Here is a 23,360-nt window from a genome sequence, read left to right as displayed (position 1 = left end):
CCCATGTCCAGACCAGTTATCGCCAGCCGCTGTCCGCGAGTGCATTAGTGCGGGCTGGTTCGTGCTGAGCGGCATGGTTATCCAGCGTCTTCCGGGGCCAGCACGATATCGAAGCGCACGTCCGTCCAGCTTTGCCCGCCGGCCAACGGCCTGCCGTCAGGAGTCGCCTGAGCAGCTGGGTGCGGATGGAAGTCCTTGACGAGGGATTCTTTAACTCCAAAGACGCTGTCGGAGTCGAGCAGCTCGTCGCCTCTGACGAAGATGTGCGTCACCAGAGTCCGGTATCCGTCGGCCACCACCATGAAGTGCAAATGTGATGCGCGGTAGGGTGAGCGGCCAACGGCATCAAGGAGTCTTCCAACAGGGCCATCGTTGGGAATGGGGTACGGGGTCGGCTTCAGTGCCCAGAACTTGTAGTTGCCTTGGGCGTCCGAGAAGAGTCGGGCGCGTCCGTAGATCCTGCCGTCGGCGTGCTGGACGTCGTACAGGCCTTCGTCGTCGGCTTCCCAGACTTCGATTTTGGCGTTCGGAATTGGGTTTCCGTCGGTGTCGGTGACCGTTCCTTCCACCCAGCATGGTTCTCCTGGCGCGCCTCCGCTGATATCGCCGCCTTGTTCGATCAAGGGCGCGTCATCGACGAAGAACGGTCCGAAAACGGTGGCCTCGGTTGCGTCCTTGTAGGCTTCGTTGTTGACGGCGATCGTCTGCATGGACAGTCCGAGGACGTCGGAGAGCAGGACGAACTCCTGCCGCCGGTGGTCCGTTATGTGGCCAGCTGCGGTGAGGAAATCGATGCAGGAATTCCATTCGGCTTCTGTCAGGCGCACTTCCCGCACGAAAGCGTGGGTGTGTTTGACGAGGGCCTGCATGAGGTATTTCAGCCGTTCGTCGGGGGCCTCGGCGAAGGATGCGACGACCTTGTCTGTCAGTTCCTGTTCACGCGAGGACTGCTCGGCTGATGCCGCGGTTGTGGTCTGTGTCTGATTCACAGCTGTCCTTTCTCAATGGGTTCCCCGGCCCATGCCAGGCGCAGGATCTTCTCCAGATCCTGTCGGGTCACGGGTCGCGGATTGGTTGCTGGTACGGCCTCGACACAGAGCGCCGCCGCCTCGGGAAGGTCTTCTTCCCTCAGGCCAAGGGCGGCGAGGGACTTCGGAGCGTCGACCTCCTCGCGGAACCTGAAGAGAGCTTCCTCTGCCGAGAGTCCGCCGAAGGTTTCGCTGATCCTCCTGGCGGCGTCAGGGGCCGCAGGTGCGTTGAATGCGGTGACATAGGCCAGGACTATTGAGTGCATCTCGGCATGGGATAGTCCGTAGCGGCCTCCGAGCACGTGGCAGATCTTGTGGTGCAGGCCGGAGCCGGCACTGGCGAATGCGACGGCGGCCAGGTAAGCCCCGTAGAGCGTCTGTTCGCGGGCGTCGAGGTTGTCGGGTGCGTTGTGGAGAGCCTTGAGTCCGGGCACAAGGGCCCGGAGCGCTTCAGTGCCCATCGCACGGTTGATCGGATCGGCACGAGGTGCCCAGAACCCGTCTATGGCATGTGCCATGGCATTGATCCCCGAAGCGATAGCGAGGTGGGCGGGAAGCCCCGAGGTAAGGGAAGCGTCGTAGACGACGACGGCGGGCAGAACGCGCGGGTCTGAACCGGTCGTTTTCCGGCCTTGATCGGTGATGCCCCACACGTCGGTAGCTTCTGAACCAGAGAAGGTTGTCGGAAGCGCCACAATCGGCAGACCGGTCTTTAGCGCCACGGCTTTCGCCAGTCCCGTGGCCGAGCCTCCGCCGACGCAGACAATGGCATCGCATGTTGTTTCCTGGGCTGTTGCAACAGCACGGGCCGCGCTGTTGGCCGGAACATGCTGGATGACTTCGTCGATCCGCACAGCTTCCGGCATTCGGGCGGCGATGGAACCGGCAAGTTCCTGCGCGGAGGTGCCGGCAATCAACAAGACCCGTTCGCTGCCCAGCTCAGTCACCGCGGCAGTTGTGTTCTCGACGGCCCCGCCGGTCCCGAACACGACACGCTGGCCAAGGGTCTTATGGTCAAAAGCGATGCCCATTGTCCGGCAGCCTCCTTGTAGTGGTGGCCGTTCGGCCGCAAACATGACGTCGCGATCTACCCGGCCGGATGGAATACCCGCTGTGAGGCTGGCATCTGGGTTTCAGCGGCGCCGGTAGGTCGCCTGGCTACGACTTTCGACTATCCATTTGCAGGCAACAAGACAAATGGTCATTGAATGGACACTGGTGTGGTTACCAGGTGCGGATGGCCGTGCCGGGTTTCCATCCGAGTGCGCGGGAGATGCCCAGACCGGAGGCCATGACGGAAGGTATGGCGGCCTGCAGCTTCACAGATCCGGAGCGCACCACTACCGAGAGAGCGGCGACAACGCGGCCCTGGCCATCAACAATCCGGGTCGCCACTGAATCGGCACCTTCGGAAAGTTCCCCCGCACGGTGGCCATGCCTGTCAGCCGGCAGGAGGCAAGGTCCCGGCGGAGTTCATCCGGGTCGACTTTCGTCTTAGGGGTGTACTTCATCAGTCGCCCCTGCAGGACTTGTTCCGCGAAGGAACTTTCCGCGTGGCTAAGCAGGATCTTTCCTACTCCGGAACAGTGAAGCGGCAGTTTCCCGCCGACCTGGGACACCAGTCCCACTGCCTGGGGTGCGGACATCCGCTCAATAATGACAGCGTGGTCTTCGGTCAGCACAGCCAGTTGCACGTGCTGGTGCAAGGCGGTGTAGAGGTCATCCATGAATGGTTTGGCCAGGGCGCGCAGCGATTCAGTCCGGGGCGTCAGCGTCGCCAGCTGCCACAGGCGCATCCCGATCGTGTATTTCCCGTCCTCACGCCGGTCCAGGGCACCGGCTTCGGTCAGCTCGGCGACAAGGCGGCGAACTGTGGGATGTGGCAGGCCGGTTTCCCGGACGAAATCCGCCAGGCTCAGCGAGTCCCGTCCTGCGCGGAACGCGAAGAGCAGTTCGAGCAGACGGGAGCTCACGCTCCTGCCCGGTTCGCTTGTCCTGGGCATCGCAATCCCTTCGCGGCCAACGGTTGAGGCCTTCATTCATTCTACCAAGAAATGTTCATTCAATGACCATGAGGGAGTCACGGAGGAGGCGATGACGTGAACATGATCCTGGCGCGGGATTCGCGTTTACAGACGAAAGACGGGAGATGTCTGAGTGACAGAGTCGCCGACGCATCAGCCCCAAATCGCGATCATTGGGGGAGGAATTGGTGGCATGGCCGCCGCCGCCTTCCTCGATCGTGCGGGACTTCCAAGCAAGGTTTATGAGCAGGCATCTGCGATCAAAGAGGTCGGTGCCGGCTTGGTCGTGGCCCCCAATGCTGCACGCATGCTGCGTCATCTGGGCGTGCTAGACGAGCTGAAGAAGCGGTCAGTGCAACTTGAAACAGGTTGGGAGTTCCGCCGTTGGAAGGACGGCACCATACTCTCTGCCGAGAACCTCACGACAGAGTGCGAACGCCTTTACGGGGAACACACCTACACGGCCCACCGCGCAGACCTTCTGGAGATCATCAACTCGGCAGTGCCCAGCGGAACCATCCAGCTGGGAAAGCGCTGCGTGGGGGTCTCCCTCGACGAAGGCAAGCCAACCGTGCGGTTCGAAGACGGGGAGGTGATCCATCCGGACATCCTCATCGGGGCCGACGGGATCCACTCCATCGTCCGGCCGCTCGTGGCTGAGCCCGGCCCTGCCAAATACTCGGGCATGTGCGCATTCCGTGCTCTGGTCCCGGCCGAAAAGGCCCCGGATTTCGCGCTGCGTCCCGCGCAAACCCTGTGGATCGGCCCCGGCCGTCACCTAGTGCACTACCCGGTGTCAGATGGCAAGTTCGTCAACGTGGTCGCTTTCGCTCCGGCCGGCACGGACACCACCGAATCGTGGACCGCAACGGCCACGATCGAGGAGTTCCTTGCGGAATTTGCGGGTTGGGACACGCGCCTGCAGCAACTTATCGCGGCAGCCGAAACACCGGGACGGTGGGCCTTGCTGGACCGTGCACCGCTGGAGCACTGGAGTGACGGTCCGGCAACATTGCTCGGCGATGCCGCCCATCCTATGTTTCCGTTCTTCGCCCAGGGTGCAGCTCAATCCATCGAAGATGCGGCCCTGCTGGCGCTGTGCCTGTCCGAAGACATTGACGATCCGGCAGCGGCACTGCGGAAGTACGAATCGCTCCGGATTCCCCGGACTACCCGCCTGCAGGAGATCAGCCACGGGCGCGCACACATCAATCACCTGCCCGACGGTGAGGAACAGCAGGCCCGTGACCTTGCCTTTGGGCAAGACGATCCTTTGGTCGCGAACGGGTGGATCTATGAGTATGACCCTGTAGTCGCGCTCACTTCCGCTTCCTAAGCAGCCCATCGAATCAGCCCGTGCCGCACCGCGGCAGTACAAAAAGGAGGTGCCATGACACAGTCAAAGGCATACCAACTCGTAGCGAAGACGCTCTCGGAGCTGGGACACGATACGATCTTCGGTCTTCTCGGAAGCGGAAACTTCCAGTTCACTGATTCCTTTGCCCGCGACTTCGGCGGGCGCTTCGTCTGGGTCCGCCACGAGTCCGCAGCGGTCGCCGCGGCCGCGACCTACGCCCAGATCACCGGCCGTCTGGGCATCGCCTGCGTGCACCAGGGCCCGGGTGTGACCAACACCCTGACCACGCTGACTCATGCGGTCCGAGAACGCCAGCCGGTCCTGCTGCTGGCGGGCGAAACCAGCAGGGGCATCGTTGTGAACCAGACGATCGACCTCGCCGCGTTCGCAGCAGCCGCAGGAGCCCGTGTCGTCCAGGTCAAGGACGCCAGCAACGTGATCGACGTCATCGCACACGCCGCCGAAACAGCTGTTCGCGACCAGATTCCCGTTGTCGTGGGCATTCCGGTGGACATCCAGCAGGAAGACGCGGAGTGGCACGAACTTCCGGCGCGGGCCTCACGCAATGTACCCCGCAGCCGCCCCAGCGCCGAAGACATTTCAAGCGCCGCTGACCTCATCGAGGCATGCTCCCGTCCACTGCTGCTGGCAGGACGCGGTGCCGTGCTGGCTGATGCCCGGGCATCGCTGGAAGCGCTCGGTGACCGGATCGGGTCGCTGTTCGGAACCTCGCTGGTGGCCAACGGCTTCTTCGCCGGAAACCCACTGAGCGTGGGGGTCTGTGGCGGGTTCTCTTCCGAGCTGGTCCCGGAAGTCGTTCCGCAGGCCGACCTAGTGTTGGCCTTCGGTGCCACCTTGAACCAGTGGACCACGATGCACAGTACGCTCATTGACCGCAGCAAAGTCATTCAGTGCGACACCGACGAAGCAGCTATCGGCGTGAATGGTGCTGTGCAGTTGGGGCTGGTCGGGGACGCTGCAGAAACCGCGGCCGCGCTGCTGGAGGAACTCGAACGGCGCGGCCACAGCGGTTCGGGCTTCCGGGGCACTGACGTCGAATTGCAGCTGAAGTCGTATGTCGCCGCCGAACAGTATGAGGAAGTCGTCGAAGACGGTGTCGTGGACCCGCGTTCATTCGTGGTGGCCCTGGACAGGTTGCTGCCGCAGGAACGGACAGTGACCTACGACAGCGGTCATTTCCACTGGTTCCCCACTCCTTATCTGAGCATCCCGGACGCGGCTGGCTTTGTCGCCGCCCAGGGTTTCCAGTCGGTCGGTATCGGGCTGGGCGTCGCTGTCGGCGCAGCCGCGGCCCGGCCTGACCGCACCGTCCTTCTGTGCATCGGCGACGGCGGGACTTTGATGGGCCTTGGCGACCTCGATGCCATCATCGGGCAGAACCTGAACGTTGTAGTTGCGGTTTTCAACGACGGCGCCTACGGCGCTGAAGTCCATCACTTCGAGCCCATGGGCTTCTCCTCCGAACTGATCAGCCTGGGTGATCGGGACCTGGCTGGCGTGGCCAGCGCCTTGGGCGGCCGTGCCGCTACCATCCGATCCATCTCGGAGCTGGAACAAAGCGTGAGCGAATGGAAGGAACAGGGTGGCGGCCCGCTGCTTCTGGATTGCAAGGTCAATCCCCGCGTCCGTTCTGAGCGGCTCCAGGAAGCGTTCCGCCGGCACTGACAACGGCCGCCAAGGCTTCGACTTACATCGTCTGGAAGGACCTCAGTGAACCACACATCTCAGCTTCGTGTGGCTATCGTCGGCGCGGGCATGATCGGTGACGTTCATGCCCGCGCCGCCCGTGATGCCGGGGCTGAAATCCTCGGCGTCCTGGCCTCGACACCCGAACGATCCAAGGAAGCCGCGGCTGCCTGGAACATGGGCAGGGGCTATGCCTCGTTGGAGGAATTGATCGCCGACAACCCGGACATCGTCCACATCTGCACACCGAATAAAACACACCACGAATACACCCTTGCGGTTCTGAAGGCCGGCCTTCACGTCATCTGCGAAAAGCCCATCGCCATCAATGTCGCCGAGGCTGCGGAGCTGGAAGAGGCAGCCCGTTTCGCCGGTGTCGTGGCAGCGGTGCCCTTCGTGTACCGGTACCATCCGCTTGTTCGTGAGATACGGGCGCGCAGGATCAGTGGAGCTCTTGGAGAGGTCGTCCTCGTGCATGGGTCCTACCTGCAGGACTGGCTGATGAACTCCCAGTCCAGCAGCTGGCGCGTGGACGCCGCCGATGGCGGGCCATCGCGGGCGTTTGCCGACATCGGATCGCATTGGTGCGACCTGGCAGAGTTCATCACCGGTGAACGGTTAAGCGCCGTCGCCGCGGCGACGTCGATCACCTACCCGACACGGCCAGCGCCCACGGGGCGTTCGTTTGGGAAAAACAGCGCAGCCTCGGAACAGCTCACCGTCACGACCGAGGACACCGCCGCCGTCATCTTCCGCACGCAACGGGGAATAACGGTCAATACCATCATTTCGCAGGTCTCCGGCGGCCACAAAAACCGGCTCTTGATCGAAGTTGATGGCACGTTGTCCAGTGCTGTGTTTGACCAGGAAAAGCCTGACCAGATCTGGCTAGGCACCGAGGACGGCGCGACGATCCTGCGCCGGGCCGAAGGCGGGGCCCAGAGCCCCGACCAGGGAAGGTTTAACTTCCTGCCCGCAGGACATCCGCAGGGCTATCGGGACGCGTTCGGGGCGTTTGTCGCGGACGCCTACGAGGCCGTCAGCGGCAATGCCCCGGAGGGGTTGCCGACCTTTACCGACGGGCTCCGCTCGGCGAAGATCACCGAAGCTGTCCTGGCCAGCGCATCGACAGGTAGCTGGACAGAGGTGGGGGCGTAATGTCGCCCATGACAACGGCCGTCAACATCGAATGTTGACGGCCGTTGCGTGCAGGTTGCTATTCCACAGCAGCTACGTTGGACTCGCCCGCGCCGTTTCGCCCGGCCCGGGGACGCCCGACGGACCAGGCCGCCGCAGGTTCGCTGAATCGCGCAGCTTCTCCCGAGGGCAGGCCTCCGCGTTCAATGGCCTCAAGTGCCGCCTGGATGGACCGGCTGACCATGAGGGCAGCCATTTGTCCGTCACGTCTTTGGAAGGCCTCCAGGATGAGTTCTGCATAGTCCAGGCTCTCGGCCAGCCGTGCAGGCCGGGAGAGTGCCCGCCTGACCGGGAGGGTCTGCAGGAAGAGGGAGTTGAGGATCCCTCGTGCCGTGCCGTTGCCGGATATCGACACGATCGTGTCGAAGAAGTTGTAATGCACCCACAGGTAGCGGTCGTCGTTGCCGACAGATCCGTAGCGCCGCAACGATTCGACGATGGTGCTCAGTTCGGCGATGTCGGCTGCCGAGGCCTTTTCCGCGGCCGTCTGGGCCAGCGCAGACATCAGCTGTGCGCGCAGGAAGAAGATCTCACGGATCTGTTTGGAGCTGAAGGTGGCCACCCGGGGACGCTTGCGCGCCCTCATTTCGACTAGCCCGTCAGACTCCAAAAGAGCAAGGGCTTCGCGGACCGGCGTACGGCTGGTGCCGAATTGCTGGGCGAACTGGACGCTGTTCAGGTCCTGGCCCGGGCGCAGCCGGCCCTGGATGATGCCCAGGGCAACCCAGACGGCTATCTCGGTGACCGCCGGTTCACGGCGTTCCGATAGTTGAAGGAGCCTTACCAGTTCGGCAGGAGCATCCATGTCGGCCTCCGGTTCTTGTACCAGGTTCTCCATCATCGCTTAACTCCATTCCCGGAGGTGAACGACTCGTGAATCGGCGGCCGAGCGGCGGGCCGCGTCAACGACGCGCATTGTTGCCATCCCCTCTTCCACGGATACCGGAGCCGGACTGCCATCGTTGGCAGCCCACTTGGCTACACCATCATAGAAGGCCTCCCAGCCTCCCCGTGCGGCGGTGACGGGCTCCAGGGCACCGTTTCCGTTCCGTAGAGTCCAGTCGGAGGATTCGGGTCGGCCCCAGCTCTCGTCGAGCGGAGTGATCCCGCTGGCCAATTGGCTTTGCTGGGGGTCGGCCGTTCCGAGGGTAATCAACGTTTCCGCTGTGATGAGCCGGAATCTGGGCGCGTCAGGGCTGCCAAGAGGGCCGGCGGAAAGGTGGGATTGGCTACCGTCAGCATGTTCGAGTGCGATGAAAACGTCGTCCTCGGCTTTGGCGCCGTGGCGTCGTGCTGTAAGTTCAGCGAATACCGATGTCACAGGCCCCAGCAGTTTGATGGCCTGGTCGATCACATGGGTACCGACTTCAGTCAGGATTCCCCCGCCCTCGGGGTTGTTCCGCCAACTGTCACGGACCTGCGGCTGCCACCATTGGATCCGGGATTCGAGACGGGCCGGTGATGTCCATGCGCCGCCGGTGCGCAGTTTTTCCAAGGTCAGGAAGTCGCTGTCCCAGCGCCTGTTGTGGAAGACCGTCAGCCGCGGTTCGGGTACGGCTTTGACCAGTTCCAGTGTTTCGGCCAGACCGGAGGCCATGGGTTTTTCAACCACGACATACTTCCCGGCGCGAAGCAGCCCTTCTACGATGTCGGATCTGCCGGCGGGGGGTATCGCAACGACAACGACGGCGCAGTCCTCCACGGCGGTGAGGTCGCTGGTGACCTGGGCCTCGGGAAGGTCTTCCTGTGCCTGCCGGATCCGTTCCGGATCGCGTGCGATGACTGTCGCGAGCCGCAGTTGCTGGATGGCGGAAATCAGGTGGCGGTGGATTCCGGAGCCGGAGCCCCCGTAGCCGAGCAAGGCTACGGGGATCCGCTCAGAGTGCTGGCTGGACATGGGAGAAGGAAGAGATCATTTGCTGGTGCTTTCTAAGTTGGCCGAAAGTGTCCGGAGAGTCCGTCCACAGGTGGCCTTCGTATTCGCTCATGATGTGCCCCCGGTACTGCGACCGGGCGAGCGTTTCCAGGACGTCGGCGTAGGCGATTGCCGGTTCGGAACCGTCCTGCACCTCGAAGAACTTGCCGTGGACGATCCGCGTGAACGGCAGCACTTCGGGCAGCCACTCGCTTTCGGAGCGGCGGAATAGCCGGATGGTGCGCTGCAGCAGCGACTGCGCTTCTTGGGGATTTCCGAGTCCAAGGCCGGCCAGCTGGTCACTGATGTGCTGCAGGGACTCACCGGCCTGCCAACCGCTTTCGATGAGACACACCGCCTCCTCCTGGAGCTGCTCCTGCAGGACGTTGGCAACGAATCCTGCCGGGAGTGCCTGCATGGTGCAGGAGAGGTCCACAACCAGCCCCAAGCGGGGTGATTGCAGTCCATGGAGCAGGTCCAGCAGCTTCCGTACGCTCTCGTCGCGGGCAGTCTGGGCGTGAAGTTCGGTCAGGACAACCAGGCCGCACCTTTCGGCTAATTCCGCCACCGCTTCGAAAAGCTCACGGCGGACAGGAACATTCAGGCGGATGTACGTGCAGCCAAGGGCCGCGGCCGTGTCCATTTCGTTCCGGGCCCACGCGAGAATTTCGGCGTCGTTGGCATCAGGGCTGGCCTGCCGTCCGGCATCGATGAAGCCGTCGTAGCACAGCGGCTCCAGGCCCGTATCGCGGATGGTGTTGGCAAACCGTTCTAGCCACCGGGTCGACGGAGAGGGGTAGCCTTCGACAACCTGGGCGCCGAGGAGTTCCACGGCGGTGTATCCGCCCAGCGCTGCCGTTTCCTGAAGGCAGGACGCGATGGAGCGTCCGTGGCGCAACTCCGCCCCGAAACTGAAGGTGCAGACACCCAGGTCCCACCGGGATTCGGTACCCGATACTTGGGCCGATGCGCGAATGACGCGCTGGGGCCACCCGTTGGCGGCGCTGCCGCCTTCGGGCATCCGCAGCGTCAGCTCCACCGTCACTGTGTCCTCTGCCGACGGAGTGTGCAGGTCGGGGGCCGTGATCGTTAGGTCCTCGCCGACAGCCCAGTAGCGGTCCGTCAGGGCCTGAAGTCGGTCAAGCGTCAGGGTCTGCCCGCCGATGGTGTACCGCAGGGCGTTCTCTGGCAGGACCCGGCCCTGGATTGAGAGGACGACCTTCTCGAGGCATGACGTCGGCAGTGCCCTGAACCAAGGCAGGCGGACGCGCGCCGACCAGGCCGCGGTGCCAGGGTGTGTGGTGCCGCCTGAGGTCAAGGACAGGTGAAGCTGATATGGGTCGGTCAAGACTTGATACCTCCCGCGAAGCCTTTCACTAGCTGCCGCTGAGTGACGATGAAGAATACCAGGACCGGGATCACGGACAGGACAATGCCGGCGAAGACATAGTTCCACTGGGTCGCGAATTCGCCCACAAAGCCGTAGATGGCCACCGGCAGGGTCTGGTTCGCGCTACCGGCCAGGAAGACCAGCTGGGTGAAGAAGTCGTTCCACACGAACAGCGCGGTGATGACACCGACCGTCGCTGTGACAGGGGCGAGCAGCGGGAAAACGATGCTCCAGTAGATCCTGAATGGCTTAGCGCCATCGACAAGGGCTGCTTCTTCGTATTCCTTCGGGATAGCGCGGATGAATCCCGCGTAGAGGAAGATTGCCGTGGGGATTTCGATACCCGTGTACAGCAGGACCATGCCGATGTGCGTCCCGACGAGTCCCATGTCCCGGAGCAGGACGAAGGCCGGGATCAGCCCGAGCTGGTAGGGCATGACGATGCCGATGACAAAGGTGAAATAGAGCCAGGAGTTTAGCTTCGAAGCCGACCTAGAGATGGCGTACGCGGCCAGCGATGCGACCACGACGATCACCACGACGCTGCTGGCGGTGATGATGAAGCTGGAGAGCAAACCGGAGGCCAGCCCGTTGTCATTGCTCGACAACGCTTGGCCGAAATTGCCGAATTGCGGGTTCGCGATGGGGAACGCCAGCGACCGGTTGATCACGGCGTTGCTGTCCTGCAGCGAGATCGCGGCAATAATGTAGAAAGGCACCCACCAGATGGCCGCGACGGCCAGCATCAGGATCTCGCGGACGAGTGTTGTTTTGCGGTATCGTACTCGGCTCATCAGGACTCCTTGTCGCCTCGCCGAAGGATGAGAATCTGTGCAACTGCCACGGCTGCGATCAGCACGGTCAGGACGAGGGCAATTGCGGCACCATAGCCGTAGTTACCGCTTGCGAAGGATTGCCGGTAGATCTGAGTGGCAAGGGTTTCGGTGACCTGTGCAGGGCCACCATTGGTGAGGCCCATCACCTGGTCGAAGACTCGAAGGGTCATGATCGTCGGCAGTGCGACCGCTACCGTGATTGCCGCATTCAACATGGGCAGCATCACGTGGCGGAACCTGGCGAAAACGCCGGCGCCGTCGAGCTCACTGGATTCCAGGATTTCCTCGGGGATGCCTTGGAGGCCCGAAAGGTAGATGATCATGCACAGGCCGGAAAGCTGCCACACCAGCACGACCAGGATCGTCCAGATGGCAGTGTCAGGATCTGCCGTCCAAACGTGCTTCCAGCTGGAGAGCCCGACCAGGTCAAGGAGCTTGTTCAGGAGCCCGTCATAGTCAAAGATGAAGGCCCAAACGTAGGACACTGCCAGCGGCGTGAGGGCGAACGGAGCGAAGAACAGGGACCGCAGAAATTGGCGGGTCTTCAGCATGGTGTTCAGGCCCAGGGCCAGGAGCAAGCCGATGACATTGGAGAGGATCACGGCGCACGTTGCCAGGAGCAGGGTGTTCCAGACCGCCTTCTGCGCAACCTCGTCGGAAAATATCCGCTGGAAGTTGTCGAAACCGACGAAGTCGGCGTGGGCGCTGACTCCGTCCCAGCTAGTGAAGGCATAGTAGGCGCCCACACCCACGGCCACGTACCGTAGGAGTGCGACCGGAATCAACGCCGGTAGCGTCCAGAGCCTGGAGAGGCGCATCCCCGGAATCGGCCGTTGCGAACCGTGAGGCGTCTTGGGCTTACGAGAGGTCTGCCGACCCGCAGCTTTGGCTGCGGGTCGGCTCTTTACATCAGTCACTTGGAATTCGCGTCCCATGCTTTATCAGTATCAGAGAGAATCTGGTCACTGGTCTTTTGACCGGTGAACAGGCCCTGGGCGCTGGTGGCCAGCTGTTGGGCCACGCCGGCGTTGGGCCAGAACAGGTAGTTCAGGGTTAGTACCTTGCTCGATTCCATGTAGGGCTTAAGGGGCCCCAGTACGTCGGGGTAGATGTCGCTCTTGTCCGGTCCAGCACCGGGTGCGATGGTCCCGGCTGCCTTGGCATAGCTGGCCCGCTGTTCGGGCTGGCTGAGGAAGTCAATGAGTTTCATTGCGGCCGCGTTGTTCTTCGCCTTGGCGTTCACGACCAGTGCGATACCACTGGAAGCAGACACCCGGGTCTGATCAGCGGTATCTGCCGGGAATGCAAACGAGGAGAACTTGAAGTTGGCCGGAGCCGAGGAACGAATCTGGGAAATTGCCTGGGCCGGGATGACGGCCATCGCTGCCTGACCGGCCGCGAACCGCTGAAGGTGGACGGGAGCCTTCACCCCCTGGATGTCCTGGGCGAAGCACTTTGCGGACTTCATCTGCTCAACGTCCGAGAGCACCTTCTGCCAGTCTTTGCTGTCGGCAAAGGTGACCGACTTGCCGCTCTTCTTCTGGTTCCAGTCGGGGTCCTTCCCGAAGACGTCGTTCGCGGCGATGGTCTGCAGCAGGATGCTGACGTTTTGGAAGGATCCGCCAGCAACGCTGATCGGAGTGATGCCCGAGTCCGCGATCTTCGTGCACGCCGCGGTCAGTTCCTGGAATGTCTTGGGTACCTGCACACCGGCCTTGCTGAACGCATCGGGGTTGTACGCAACGAACAGCGGTGCAACATCTGTCGGGTAGGCGTAGACCTTGCCGTCCAGAGAGACGAGCGGCTTGGTGCTGGCAGGCAGCGACGAGGCCCATGAACCGCTCGAGAGGTCGGCGAGCTTTCCGCCGGAGGCAAGGTTCAGTGCAGCCAGACCGCCGCCGGTGCCGGGCGTGGTCTGGATGACGTCTGCGGCCTGGCCTCCTTGGAGTTGGGTTTGTACCAGCTGAGGGTAGGAATCATTCGGGGTGAACTTGGCATCGACCTTGATCCCTGGGTTGGCTTTTTCAAAAGCCTGAAACAGAGGCTCCCAGATTGCCTGTTCCTGGGTCTGTCCGCTGAAACTAACAGTCGTTGAACCGCTGTTCGCACTGCCGGAGGAAGAACATCCTGCCAGCAGTGCGGCGACTGCAGCGATTCCAACAAAAGCGCTCGTTTTCCTGAGCATTTCGATTCGGCCTCCTTGCCGGACGCGTCACCACGGAGAGTCCGCGGTTTGTACACCCCATCACCCTAGAGGCTCCCAGGAGCATCTGTCTACACTTCCTGTCCACACTTCTAAAGCTGTGCACCATGAAAGATGGCTTCAGAGATGACCGATCCGACACCATGGACCCCACCCTTCCGCCCTCCCGAGTAGGGCATAAAGGGGTGATGGAACAGGAAAAACCTTGATTCTTATGGACTTTTGTCCGTGACGGAGAGCAATTTTGCACACCCCTCCGACCTAGCTCCCAACAGCCGGAGGCGTGCGCATCGGTCACGAAAACATCACAATCGAAGCCTCACCACTTTCCCCGCTCCAAGGCCGGCATCTTGCAAAGTGTCGACTCTTGGGGTTACTCTCGACAGAGCCGCGAGGCGTATCGCGACGAAGCGAGGAGGAAGTTTTGATTTCGGAACGGCTGATTGAGCAGGAAACTCTGCAGCCGACAGACAAGGGTTTCAAGACGGGGCTGCGTTTGCCCTGGTACCGGGCCCTTCCTCTGTCCTGTATTGAACGTATTAATGTCACGGTTGATGGAACTGCTGTGCCGCCGGAGAGCATCCGCTTCAGTGTCGGGGAACTTGGTCCTCTGGCGGCTTCGGACTTTGCGCCGTTGATCGACAAGTACTGGTATGTGCTGGATTCAGCGGAGCTCGTGGTGGACTATGAGCCCGCTACCGAGCCGGGTTCCCATGAGGTGAGCGTGGAAATGGGTCTCTTTATCCCATACCTTCCCGTCAATGGTTCGCCCTTGCTTAACCTGGATCGTTGTTCAGCCGAATTGAAGGTGGCAGCCTGATGACAAACGGAAAAGCGCTCGGTCGCCCCAAGCTGGGCACAACGCTCTATAGCATTACCCGTGACTTCCACGGACGTCGCGTTTCGTTTGAGGATGCAGTCCGACGCGTCGCGGAACGAGGCATTGGCCCGGGCCTGGAAGTTGTTGGTTTCCAGAGCTTCCGCGGATGGCCATTCCTGACGGACGAGCAGATCCGTGATTTCCGTGCCCTGATCGACGAAACGGGACTGGAGCCGTCCTCGATTGGCGCCAACGCCGATGCTGGAATCCGCAGGGACCGGCTTCTGACCAATGATGAACTCGTGGCCTACATGGAACCGCAGATTGTCGCGGCCCGGAAACTGGGCTTCCCGGTGGTGCGCGTCCAGTACTCCCTCACTCCGGATGACATGGAGCGGCTGCTGCCGCTGGCTGAGCGCGAAAACGTCAAGCTCGGCATGGAAATCCATGCCCACCACTCGCCGCGCCACCCGGTTGTCGTTGCACTGCAGGAACGTTTCGAGAAGTTGGGTTCCCCACACCTGGGCTTCATCCCTGACTGGGGTTGCAGCGTGCGGCGTCTGCCACCGAGCCTCATTGAGGCGAACCGCAGCCGTGGCCTTCCCGAGCGGTACTTGGAGCGGATCCAGGATAGCTGGTTCGCACAGCACGAACGAGGCCCGATTCTGGACGATTCCGTACTGCCCGAGATGTACAAGAAGGCTTACGGGATCTTGGAGGAGGAAGGCGCTGGAGTCGCCGGTCAGCCTCTGGCCCGCAATTCCATCGGTCTGTTCGGCCATGCCGATCCGTCCGACTGGGAGATCGTGGCACCGTGGACCGTCCACATGCACGGTAAGTTCTTCGAAATCGACGAGAACGGCAACGAACCGGCCGTCCCCGTCCGTGAGATCCTCGAGGTCTTCGTCAAGGCCGGCTACAACGGCTACATTTCCAGCGAATGGGAAGGCTGGCACTGGAACCGCACGGATGACCCGTGGGACATGCTGGCACGCCACCATCAACTGGAACGCCGCATTCTGGACGAAATCCAGAGTGGGGCAGGTCTCCAGAAGTCACGATCGGATGCCGATGTCTCAGCTCGCTGAGAACGGATCGTTGGTTGCTGACGTTGACGTGCTCATTGTCGGAAGCGGCCCCACAGGGGCCGCTTTCGCGCGGGAATTCGTCGAAGCCGCGCCCCAGTTCTCAATCTTGATGGTTGAGGCAGGGCCGCGGCTCACGGACCATCAGGGCTCAAACGTACGCAACCTTGACCCTGAGGCCAGATCAACGGCCCAGGCGCACGCCACGTCATGGACTGGGCAAACCACCTCGGACACCGGACGCGCTGATGGACACATTGCGGCCCGACCGGGCACGTTCCTCCTGCGGAAACCCCAGGCAGGTGAGGACGACCAGGCAGGGATGCCTGCGGCCGCCCTTGCAGCCAACGTCGGGGGTATGGGAGCGCACTGGACGTGCGCTTGTCCCAGGCCCGGCGGATCGGAGCGCATCAGTTTCCTTGAGGACCGGTTTGATGAAGCCTTTGACCGGGCCTCAGCCTTCCTGAGCGTCACGACCAGCGCGTTCCCTTCTACCGACACCAGTCGGCGTCTGCATGCGGCGTTGTCCAAACTGTTTGACGCGGGAAGGCCTCTTGATCGGCTGGTGCAGCCCATGCCTTTGGCCTGCAAACCAAGCGATCAGGCGCTGCCGGAATGGTCGGGAGTCGATACGGTCCTTGGACCGTTGACGGAAGAGCCTGACGGGTTTCGGATCGCCTCCGAGACGCTCTGCCGCGAATTGCTTCACGAAGGCAACCGGGTCACGGGAGCTGTCCTTGTGGACCGCCGCACCGGTTCCGCACGTGAGGTCCGTGCCAAGGCTGTACTGGTGGCAGCCGATGCGCTCCGCACGCCGCAGCTGTTGTGGGCCTCCCATATCCGCCCGGAAGCCCTCGGGAAATATCTCAATGACCAGCCGCAGATCGTCAGCCAACTAGCGCTGCGGGAACCTGTAGGCGTCCGTGGATCCTCCCAGGAGAACACCGATCAGCGGGATCGACTCACCGGTGTCTTTTGGATTCCCTTCCATGAACCAGAATTCCCGTTCCACACCCAGGTCATGCAGGTCGGGACCACCCCTATCGAGATGCCAGGGACCCCGCCGGCGGACCGTCCTGTTGTTACATGGGGACGATTCACGACCAAGGACATCCGGCCCGAGGACCGCATCGAGTTCTCGGACTCCGAACTGGATGAATTCGGCATGCCCCAGATGACGATCCACTACGACCTCAGCGACAAGGACAAGGCCACCATCGACCGGGCCATCCGGGAAATGACGGATCAGGCCGACGGAGTCGGTGACTTTTTCCCTGGAAGCCACCCGCGGCTGCTGCCTGCCGGAAGTTCCCTTCATTACCAAGGGTCCGTGCGCATGGGCCAGGTCGATGACGGGACATCCGTCTGTGACCCGAACAGCCGAGTATGGGGTTACCAAAACCTCTATGTCGCCGGCAACGGTGTGATTCCCACGGCAACAGCGTGCAATCCAACGCCGACGTCAATGGCACTGGCCGTTCTGGCAGCGCGCCACTTGGCACGGCAATTCACCACGCAGAACAGCCGTCAGGAAGCATCGGCGAACGCCCTGTCCTGACAAGCAGTGCCGAACCAGGAATATCGGGACGGCATCCTGAGCCGGGCCACAACAGTGAGGCCGTGCGCCTGCTCCTCCAATCATTTGCTTCCTGCCCCGCGATGACAGACCTCCGAAAGGAGAACCAATGCCCCGCCCGTATACCCTGTTCACCGGCCAGTGGGCCGACCTGCCCTTCGAGGAAGTCGCGCGCCTGGCCTCCGGTTGGGGCTATGACGGCCTGGAAATCGCCGTGTCCGGGGACCACCTGGACGCCTGGCGCTGGGACGAACCCGGCTACGTCGAGAACAAGCTCGCCGTCCTGGAAAAGTACAACCTCAAGGTCTGGGCCATCTCCAACCACCTCAAAGGCCAGGCCGTGTGCGATGACCCCATCGACTTCCGCCACCAGGGAATCGTCGGCGCCAAGGTCTGGGGCGACGGGGACCCCGAAGGCGTCCGTCAACGCGCCGCCGAGGAAATGAAGCACACCGCCCGCCTCGCCCGCGCGCTCGGGGTGGACACCGTGGTCGGATTCACCGGCTCCTCGATCTGGCAGTACGTCGCCATGTTCCCGCCCGTCCCCGAGAAAGTCATCGAGGCCGGCTACCAGGACTTCGCCGACCGCTGGAACCCCATCCTGGACGTCTTCGACGAATGCGGTGTCCGCTTCGCCCACGAAGTCCACCCGAGCGAAATCGCCTACGACTACTGGACCACCGTGCGGACCCTCGAAGCCATCGGGCATCGGGAAGCGTTCGGGCTGAACTGGGACCCCTCCCACTTCATGTGGCAAGGCATCGATCCCGTCTCCTTCATCTGGGACTTCAAGGACCGGATCTACCACGTGGACTGCAAGGACACCAAGCTCCGCCCCACCGGCCGCAACACCGTCCTGGGCTCCCACCTGCCCTGGGGCGATCCCCGCCGCGGCTGGGACTTCGTCTCCGCCGGACGCGGCGACGTGCCCTGGGAATCGAGCTTCCGCGCTCTCACCGCCATCGGCTACAACGGGCCAATTTCCGTGGAATGGGAAGACGCCGGCATGGACCGCCTCCACGGCGCCCCCGAAGCCCTCGCCGCCCTCAAGAAGTTCGACTTCCCGCCCTCGCAAACCAGCTTCGACGCCGCCTTCAGCCAGGACTGACCCTTCTGTCGTCGGATCATCCGGAACGCCCTCCGCTTGAGCTAACGCTCCTCAGCACCTTGAATCAAGCTGACGGAGCCAATTCCAGTCGGCTCCCGTTCTAACCGCGGGCAAGGCCGAGACGTCCGGCCGCAGCCCAAAACTGAAAAGAGAAGGAATTTAAGTTGGGCGATACAACAAGCAGCAACATCGACACGATCCGGGTTCTGGAAGACCACCGCTACCAGGTCATTGTCGACGCCGATTATGACGCGTTCGAGGCACTCTGCCATGAACGTCTCGTCTACACGCACTCACGAGGGGACCGGGATTCACTGACCAGCTATATGGAGAAGCTCCGCAACGGTTGGTACCGCTATCACCGCATCGACCACCCCATCCATGACATCATCCTCATCGGTGACACGGCCGTGGTGCTGGGTGAGATGAACGCGGAGATCACCGTCAACTGGCTGGACAAGACGCTGAGTAACACCGCATTGTCTGTGTGGATCAAAGAACACCAGAACTGGAAGCTGCTCGCCTACCAGCCGACCCCACGACCCTAGCTCTGGAGCCTCTGCCCCTCAGATTTACAGTCGAGAACGAGTCAAGGAGTGATGATGGAAGCAACCGACACGCTGTTCCAGATTGAAGCGCTTGGCCCCACCGGCACCTACCGCTCCCGTTCCCGAACGCCGATCACTGGCGTCTCAGGGGTCCCGGTCGCCGAACTGGGCACCGTTTCCGTGCCGTACGTCGCCCGGGCTATGTCTTTGCTGCGAAAAGCACCCGACCGGGACCTGGACCAAGCCGCGATGCTCGCAGAGGCCGGGAGACTGTTCCGCTAGGAACGCCTCCGGAAACCACCCGGGCGTGAACACCTCGTGGCTGCTTGTCTTGATGGTGGGCCACCGGGTAGCGGTCCGCCTAGGTCTCTACATCGCGTCTCCTGGGTTGGAGGACTCGCTCCTGGACACGGTGCGCTTGTTATGGGCCGCTGCGTTCCATTCCTCTGCAGCTTCCGTGGCCAGGTGCGGGACGTCAGCCCATTGTTCCCGGAGGGCACCAAGTTTCAGGTCAGAGGCCAAGGTCCCGCCGCCGAACCAGATAGGATGCTCCTCCGGGCCGGGCGTTCGGCCCCAGAGTACCCGACTATGACGTCGGTGGTGTTTCGCGTAGCGCTGCCTCACTAACAGCGTCGAATCTTGATTAGGCGAGTTAAAGGTGAGTCCGGGGCCAAAAAGTTCAAATGGCTCTGACCAGAATCAACATACCTGCAGGTCAGAGCCAAACTAAGAGCCCCCTGTCGGATTCGAACCGACGACCCCCGCTTTACAAGAGCGGTGCTCTGGCCAACTGAGCTAAGGAGGCACGCCCCGGCGAACCGGAACTGGTGCTCCGGCGGACCGGAGCTCGTGCGCGCGAGCGCTAGATAAGGGTAGCCCAAGACCTCCCGCCCACGGAAATTCCGCGAGGGCGCGGGTCCAAGGCGGCGACCCGCGGCCGCCACCCGCCGTCGGCCCCACCGCCGTCAGGCGCCCGTCGGCCGCCGTCGCCCGCCGTCGGGCACTCACTCCCCACACCCACCAACCCGGACGAAACCAAAACGCCGGCCCGGTCGTTACCCGCTGTCCTAAGACAACAAGCACCGCCAGGGCCGGCGTCAAGATTCCCGCAGTGCGATCTACTTCTTCGCGGCCGCGGCGGTGTTCAGGTCGGCGATGAGGTCCGTCTTGCCGTCCCACTGCTTGCCTTCGACGAAGACCGTGGGCGTGCCGGTCACTCCGATGACCGCTGCTTCCTTGGTGACAACCTTGACGAACGGGCGGTAGGTCTTGCTGTCCACGCAGGAGTCAATGTTGGCTGCGCCTGCTTCGGTGGCCATCTTCTTGAGGTCGTTGTCCGAAAGGCCTGCGCTACCCTCGGCAGGCTGGCGTGCGAACAGCAGGTCAACGAAGGCCGAGTACTTGTCCGGCGAAGAGTTCACAACGCAGGCCGCGGCGTTGGCTGCACGGGAGGAGTAGTTGGTGGTGGAGCTGGCGTCCAGGAAGCCGAGCGGACGGTACTCCAGGCTGATCTTGCCGTCGTTGCGCAGTTGGGTCAGTTGCTGGTTGTAGGTGGCTTCGAAGTTCTTGCAGACCGGGCAGATGAAGTCGATGTAGGCCACCACCTTGACCGGTTTGCCGGCCTCGGCCTCGGCGCCGGGGGCGGTCACCACGGCGGGCTTGGTTGCCGGTGCCGACGGCAGGTCGGCCAGGTTGACCGTGGCTGCCGCGGCCTTCGTCACGTCGGTGCCCTTCAGGAGGGTGACGCCGCCGTGCACATTGGAGTTGGCCGGCGTCGGGCCCTGGTCCGCAATGGGAGCGTTGTTCGCAATGTTCTGGGTGACCACGAGGGCAATAACGGCGAAGATCGCCACAACAGCAACCACAATGCCCCACCCGATGAGCAACTTGTTGCGCTTGTCTTTCTTCAGCTGCGCTTCGCGGATCTCGCGGGCCTTTTCGCGGGCCTGGGCGGTGCGCTCTGCCTTGGACAGGCGTGGTTCGTTTGCGGGGCTCATCAGTTCCTCGTGATTGATCGACGGCGTTGGTTGGTCTAGCTAAGGCAACGGGGCCAGTTTACGGGAGAAGACTGACAGCCAGGCTGGGGTCTTGGACTCCAGTCTGAGGAACGAGCAAGTGTCCTTGATGATTCCCGCCGGTAGGGTGGGAGATGAGTCACAAGCAACTCCAAGGGGCAGCGATGCAAGAACTGGCAAGCGAAAAACTCGACACCTCGCCCGAGGGCAAGCAGGCTCCAAGGGAAGCAAAGTACGATTTCATGGTGGTCTCAAACCGCCTTCCGGTGGACCGCTACCCCAGCGACGGCGGGGATACCACTGCCGAGGGTTGGCGCCGCTCTCCGGGTGGACTGGTGACGGCCCTCGCACCGATGATGACAAAGACCGACGGCGCGTGGGTGGGCTGGCACGGCGCCCCGGACGAGCCCCTTGAGCCTTTCAGCCACAGTGGCATGGACTTGGTTCCCGTGGACCTCAGCACCGACGATATTGAGCTCTATTACGAAGGTTTCTCCAACGCCACGCTCTGGCCGCTCTACCATGACGTCATTGCCCCGCCGGAGTTCCACCGCACGTGGTGGGACAGCTACCGCCGGGTCAACCGGCGGTTCGCCGACGCCGTCATCCAGCACGCGGACCACGGAGCCACCGTGTGGGTGCAGGACTACCAGCTCCAACTCGTGCCGAGCTTGCTCCGCCAGGCGCGCCCGGACCTACGGATCGGTTTCTTCAACCACATCCCGTTTCCGCCGCCGGAAATCTTCGCCCAGCTGCCGTGGCGCCAGGCCATCATCGAAGGCTTGCTCGGCGCCGATCTGGTGGGCTTCCAGCGCCCTAGCGACGCAGCGAACTTCATGCGCTCTGCGCGCCGCTTCATCGGCGCCAGCGTCAAGCAGCAGCAGATCCATGTCAAAGGTGCGGACGGCCAGATTACGCACATTGCGCGCGCCCAGGCCTTCCCGATCTCCATCGCAGTGGACCACATCAGCGAACTCGCAGAGCGCCCGGACATCATCGAGCGCGCCCGGCAGATCCGCCAGGACCTCGGCAACCCCAAAACCATCCTCCTGGGCGTGGACCGCCTGGACTACACCAAGGGCATCCCCCACCGTTTGAAGGCCTTTGAGGAACTCCTCAAGGAAGGTCGGCTCACAGTGGAAGACGCCACGCTGATCCAGGTGGCGAGCCCCAGCCGCGAGCGCGTGCGGCAGTACAGGCTCCTGCGCGAGGAAATTGAAGGCACGGTGGGCCACATCAACGGCAGCTACGACACCATGCAGAACACCGCCGTGCGCTACCTCCACCACAGCTACCCGATCGAGGAGATGGTGGCCCTGTACCTTGCCGCCGACGTCATGCTTGTCACGGCCTTGCGCGACGGCATGAACCTGGTGGCCAAGGAGTATGTCACCGCCCGGACCAACAACACGGGCGCCCTGGTCCTCAGTGAATTCACTGGCGCGGCCGATCAGCTCAAGCAAGCGCTCCTCATGAATCCGCACGACATCGACGGGCTCAAGAACACCATCATGAGGGCCGTGCACCTACCGCCGAACGAATCGCGCCGTCGGATGAAGTCCATGCGCAAACAAATCCTCGACCACGACGTAGATCATTGGTCCGCCGAATTCCTGTCGGCCCTAGCGGAAATCGTGGTGCGAGATGACACCTGAAACGGCAGCCACTCCGCCTTTGAGCTTGTCCCCGGAACTGCTCGACGCCGTCCGCCGGATCGCCGGAACGGATCACCTTTTGGTAGCGATGGACTTTGACGGCACCATCTCCCCGATCGTGGACCACGCCGACGCCGCGCGCCCGCTCCAGCGGTCAGCCGCCGCTTTCGCTGAACTCGCCAAACTTCCGAGGACGACGACGGCGCTCATCTCCGGGCGCGCTTTGGCCAGTCTGCGGGCGGTCGCCTCGCCGCCCGAGGCCACGCTGCTGATTGGCAGCCACGGCGCGGAGGCCTGGCTGGGCCCTGGTTCGCCGGAACTCCAGCTCGACGACGCCCAGCAGGAGCTCCTCGCCGAAGTCCGCGAAGTCTTGGCCGGAATCTCGCAGGAAGCTCCGGGGACGGTGCTCGAAGACAAGCCTGCCGGCGTCGTACTCCATACGCGGCGAGCCGAAGACGACGTGGCGGAGGACGCCGTCGCCGCTGCCCGGGCGGTACTTGAAGGCCGCCGGGGAGTCTTCCTCAAGAACGGCAAGCGTGTCCTTGAGACGTCGGTGGTGCATTCCTCGAAAGGCGAGGCAGTGCAGTTCCTGCGCCAAGCCACTGGGGCCACCGGGATCCTTTTTGCGGGCGACGACGTCACTGATGAGGACGCGATTGCCAGGCTTGGCGCTGGCGATGTCGGCGTGAAAGTCGGGCTGGATTTCACCCAGGCGGAATTCCGCGTCGAAGCGCCTGTCCACGTCGCCGAGCTCTTGGAAACGGTCCTTCGCGAACGGCGCCGCGAAGTCTTGGGAGACTCATCTCACATGTGACGTTCGTAACATTTGGGCGAATACCTCGAGCTGCTGCCATACTCTTGGTTGTGATGTGACGCACAACTACCGTGCGGTGTCA

At 62.6% G+C, this 23,360-nt stretch carries 21 protein-coding genes and 1 tRNA gene; 11 read left to right on the top strand and 11 right to left on the bottom strand.

Features of this window, described 5'->3' with window-relative positions:
* Positions 1-77: 77 nt before the first annotated feature.
* The 3 genes from ACX5I4_RS03110 to ACX5I4_RS03100 all read right to left on the bottom strand — a co-directional run bounded on the left by ACX5I4_RS03110 (position 78) and on the right by ACX5I4_RS03100 (position 3,001).
* The gene (locus ACX5I4_RS03110; protein ID WP_461835354.1) at positions 78-989 is read right to left on the bottom strand and encodes an intradiol ring-cleavage dioxygenase; all 912 of its coding nucleotides are present in this window, start codon (positions 987-989) and stop codon (positions 78-80) included.
* Positions 986-2,059 carry a maleylacetate reductase gene (locus tag ACX5I4_RS03105; RefSeq protein ID WP_461835353.1) on the bottom strand — a complete coding sequence of 358 codons (1,074 nt, stop codon included), beginning with the start codon at positions 2,057-2,059 and terminating at the stop codon, positions 986-988. Before ACX5I4_RS03105 ends, ACX5I4_RS03110 begins: the two co-directional genes overlap by 4 nt.
* Before the next feature lie 309 nt (positions 2,060-2,368).
* Positions 2,369-3,001 carry an IclR family transcriptional regulator gene (locus tag ACX5I4_RS03100; protein WP_461835352.1) on the bottom strand — a complete coding sequence of 211 codons (633 nt, stop codon included), beginning with the start codon at positions 2,999-3,001 and terminating at the stop codon, positions 2,369-2,371.
* Between the two features lie 184 nt (positions 3,002-3,185).
* Here ACX5I4_RS03100 and ACX5I4_RS03095 point away from each other — a divergent pair, with 184 nt between their 5' ends.
* The 3 genes from ACX5I4_RS03095 to ACX5I4_RS03085 are packed head-to-tail and all read left to right on the top strand — an operon-like array spanning position 3,186 to position 7,274.
* Positions 3,186-4,388, top strand: coding sequence for an FAD-dependent monooxygenase (locus ACX5I4_RS03095; protein ID WP_461835351.1), 1,203 nt, complete (start codon positions 3,186-3,188; stop codon positions 4,386-4,388).
* 54 nt (positions 4,389-4,442) lie between these two features.
* On the top strand, positions 4,443-6,095 hold the full coding sequence (locus ACX5I4_RS03090; protein ID WP_461835350.1) for a thiamine pyrophosphate-binding protein: 1,653 nt from the start codon (positions 4,443-4,445) through the stop codon (positions 6,093-6,095).
* Between the two features lie 45 nt (positions 6,096-6,140).
* A complete protein-coding gene (locus ACX5I4_RS03085; RefSeq protein ID WP_461835349.1) occupies positions 6,141-7,274 on the top strand; it encodes a Gfo/Idh/MocA family protein in 1,134 nt (377 codons plus the stop codon).
* A 58-nt stretch (positions 7,275-7,332) separates the two neighbouring features.
* Here the strand turns inward: ACX5I4_RS03085 and ACX5I4_RS03080 are convergent, their stop codons facing one another.
* The 6 genes from ACX5I4_RS03080 to ACX5I4_RS03055 all read right to left on the bottom strand — a co-directional run bounded on the left by ACX5I4_RS03080 (position 7,333) and on the right by ACX5I4_RS03055 (position 13,639).
* Positions 7,333-8,154, bottom strand: a complete 822-nt coding sequence (locus tag ACX5I4_RS03080) for a GntR family transcriptional regulator (protein WP_461835348.1) — start codon at positions 8,152-8,154, stop codon at positions 7,333-7,335.
* Positions 8,155-8,157: 3 nt separating this feature from the next.
* Positions 8,158-9,210, bottom strand: a complete 1,053-nt coding sequence (locus ACX5I4_RS03075; RefSeq protein WP_461835347.1) for a Gfo/Idh/MocA family protein — start codon at positions 9,208-9,210, stop codon at positions 8,158-8,160.
* Positions 9,191-10,576, bottom strand: a complete 1,386-nt coding sequence (locus ACX5I4_RS03070) for a TIM barrel protein (protein WP_461835346.1) — start codon at positions 10,574-10,576, stop codon at positions 9,191-9,193. The genes ACX5I4_RS03075 and ACX5I4_RS03070 overlap by 20 nt, the downstream gene beginning before the upstream one ends.
* The gene (locus ACX5I4_RS03065; RefSeq protein ID WP_461835345.1) at positions 10,573-11,412 is read right to left on the bottom strand and encodes a carbohydrate ABC transporter permease; all 840 of its coding nucleotides are present in this window, start codon (positions 11,410-11,412) and stop codon (positions 10,573-10,575) included. Before ACX5I4_RS03065 ends, ACX5I4_RS03070 begins: the two co-directional genes overlap by 4 nt.
* A complete protein-coding gene (locus ACX5I4_RS03060) occupies positions 11,412-12,272 on the bottom strand; it encodes a carbohydrate ABC transporter permease (RefSeq protein WP_461835344.1) in 861 nt (286 codons plus the stop codon). Before ACX5I4_RS03060 ends, ACX5I4_RS03065 begins: the two co-directional genes overlap by 1 nt.
* 95 nt (positions 12,273-12,367) lie before the next feature.
* Entirely contained in the window at positions 12,368-13,639 is a 1,272-nt protein-coding gene (locus ACX5I4_RS03055) for an ABC transporter substrate-binding protein (protein WP_461835343.1), read from the bottom strand.
* A gap of 442 nt (positions 13,640-14,081) precedes the next feature.
* Between ACX5I4_RS03055 and ACX5I4_RS03050 the strand changes: the two genes are divergently transcribed.
* The 6 genes from ACX5I4_RS03050 to ACX5I4_RS03025 all read left to right on the top strand — a co-directional run bounded on the left by ACX5I4_RS03050 (position 14,082) and on the right by ACX5I4_RS03025 (position 19,076).
* Positions 14,082-14,477, top strand: coding sequence for a C-glycoside deglycosidase beta subunit domain-containing protein (locus tag ACX5I4_RS03050; protein WP_461835342.1), 396 nt, complete (start codon positions 14,082-14,084; stop codon positions 14,475-14,477).
* A complete protein-coding gene (locus ACX5I4_RS03045; protein ID WP_461835341.1) occupies positions 14,477-15,565 on the top strand; it encodes a sugar phosphate isomerase/epimerase family protein in 1,089 nt (362 codons plus the stop codon). Before ACX5I4_RS03050 ends, ACX5I4_RS03045 begins: the two co-directional genes overlap by 1 nt.
* Positions 15,549-17,120 carry a GMC oxidoreductase gene (locus tag ACX5I4_RS03040; RefSeq protein WP_461835340.1) on the top strand — a complete coding sequence of 524 codons (1,572 nt, stop codon included), beginning with the start codon at positions 15,549-15,551 and terminating at the stop codon, positions 17,118-17,120. Before ACX5I4_RS03045 ends, ACX5I4_RS03040 begins: the two co-directional genes overlap by 17 nt.
* Positions 17,121-17,247: 127 nt before the next feature.
* Positions 17,248-18,246 carry a sugar phosphate isomerase/epimerase family protein gene (locus ACX5I4_RS03035; protein ID WP_461835339.1) on the top strand — a complete coding sequence of 333 codons (999 nt, stop codon included), beginning with the start codon at positions 17,248-17,250 and terminating at the stop codon, positions 18,244-18,246.
* A 164-nt stretch (positions 18,247-18,410) separates the two neighbouring features.
* Positions 18,411-18,794, top strand: a complete 384-nt coding sequence (locus ACX5I4_RS03030; protein ID WP_461835338.1) for a nuclear transport factor 2 family protein — start codon at positions 18,411-18,413, stop codon at positions 18,792-18,794.
* A 51-nt stretch (positions 18,795-18,845) separates the two neighbouring features.
* Positions 18,846-19,076: a hypothetical protein gene (locus ACX5I4_RS03025; RefSeq protein ID WP_461835337.1), complete on the top strand. Its 231-nt coding sequence runs from the start codon at positions 18,846-18,848 to the stop codon at positions 19,074-19,076.
* A 449-nt stretch (positions 19,077-19,525) separates the two neighbouring features.
* On the opposite strand, the gene ACX5I4_RS03020 is transcribed toward ACX5I4_RS03025, so the two are convergent.
* Positions 19,526-19,599, bottom strand: a tRNA-Thr gene (locus ACX5I4_RS03020).
* Between the two features lie 313 nt (positions 19,600-19,912).
* Positions 19,913-20,791, bottom strand: coding sequence for a DsbA family protein (locus ACX5I4_RS03015; protein WP_461835336.1), 879 nt, complete (start codon positions 20,789-20,791; stop codon positions 19,913-19,915).
* A 182-nt stretch (positions 20,792-20,973) separates the two neighbouring features.
* On the opposite strand from ACX5I4_RS03015, the gene ACX5I4_RS03010 reads away from it, so the two are divergent.
* Positions 20,974-22,464, top strand: coding sequence for an alpha,alpha-trehalose-phosphate synthase (UDP-forming) (locus ACX5I4_RS03010; protein ID WP_461835335.1), 1,491 nt, complete (start codon positions 20,974-20,976; stop codon positions 22,462-22,464).
* A complete protein-coding gene (otsB, locus tag ACX5I4_RS03005; RefSeq protein ID WP_461835334.1) occupies positions 22,454-23,278 on the top strand; it encodes a trehalose-phosphatase in 825 nt (274 codons plus the stop codon). Before ACX5I4_RS03010 ends, otsB begins: the two co-directional genes overlap by 11 nt.
* Positions 23,279-23,360: the final 82 nt, after the last annotated feature.

It is taken from the genome of Arthrobacter sp. MMS24-S77 (assembly GCF_054888235.1).
The sequence above is the reverse complement of the archived record's forward strand: the minus strand, read 5'-3'. Positions and strand labels throughout refer to the sequence as shown.

Bases quoted from the DNA above. Each gene is read 5' to 3' on its own strand.
- ACX5I4_RS03015 (WP_461835336.1), bottom strand. From the start codon at position 20,791: ATGAGCCCCGCAAACGAACCACGCCTGTCCAAGGCAGAGCGCACCGCC.
- ACX5I4_RS03060 (WP_461835344.1), bottom strand. From the start codon at position 12,272: ATGCGCCTCTCCAGGCTCTGGACGCTACCGGCGTTGATTCCGGTCGCA.
- ACX5I4_RS03025 (WP_461835337.1), top strand. From the start codon at position 18,846: ATGATGGAAGCAACCGACACGCTGTTCCAGATTGAAGCGCTTGGCCCC.
- ACX5I4_RS03080 (WP_461835348.1), bottom strand. From the start codon at position 8,154: ATGATGGAGAACCTGGTACAAGAACCGGAGGCCGACATGGATGCTCCT.
- ACX5I4_RS03105 (WP_461835353.1), bottom strand. From the start codon at position 2,059: ATGGGCATCGCTTTTGACCATAAGACCCTTGGCCAGCGTGTCGTGTTC.
- ACX5I4_RS03065 (WP_461835345.1), bottom strand. From the start codon at position 11,412: ATGAGCCGAGTACGATACCGCAAAACAACACTCGTCCGCGAGATCCTG.
- otsB (WP_461835334.1), top strand. From the start codon at position 22,454: ATGACACCTGAAACGGCAGCCACTCCGCCTTTGAGCTTGTCCCCGGAA.
- ACX5I4_RS03075 (WP_461835347.1), bottom strand. From the start codon at position 9,210: ATGTCCAGCCAGCACTCTGAGCGGATCCCCGTAGCCTTGCTCGGCTAC.
- ACX5I4_RS03035 (WP_461835339.1), top strand. From the start codon at position 17,248: ATGCCCCGCCCGTATACCCTGTTCACCGGCCAGTGGGCCGACCTGCCC.
- ACX5I4_RS03010 (WP_461835335.1), top strand. From the start codon at position 20,974: ATGCAAGAACTGGCAAGCGAAAAACTCGACACCTCGCCCGAGGGCAAG.
- ACX5I4_RS03045 (WP_461835341.1), top strand. From the start codon at position 14,477: ATGACAAACGGAAAAGCGCTCGGTCGCCCCAAGCTGGGCACAACGCTC.
- ACX5I4_RS03090 (WP_461835350.1), top strand. From the start codon at position 4,443: ATGACACAGTCAAAGGCATACCAACTCGTAGCGAAGACGCTCTCGGAG.
- ACX5I4_RS03055 (WP_461835343.1), bottom strand. From the start codon at position 13,639: ATGCTCAGGAAAACGAGCGCTTTTGTTGGAATCGCTGCAGTCGCCGCA.
- ACX5I4_RS03040 (WP_461835340.1), top strand. From the start codon at position 15,549: ATGTCTCAGCTCGCTGAGAACGGATCGTTGGTTGCTGACGTTGACGTG.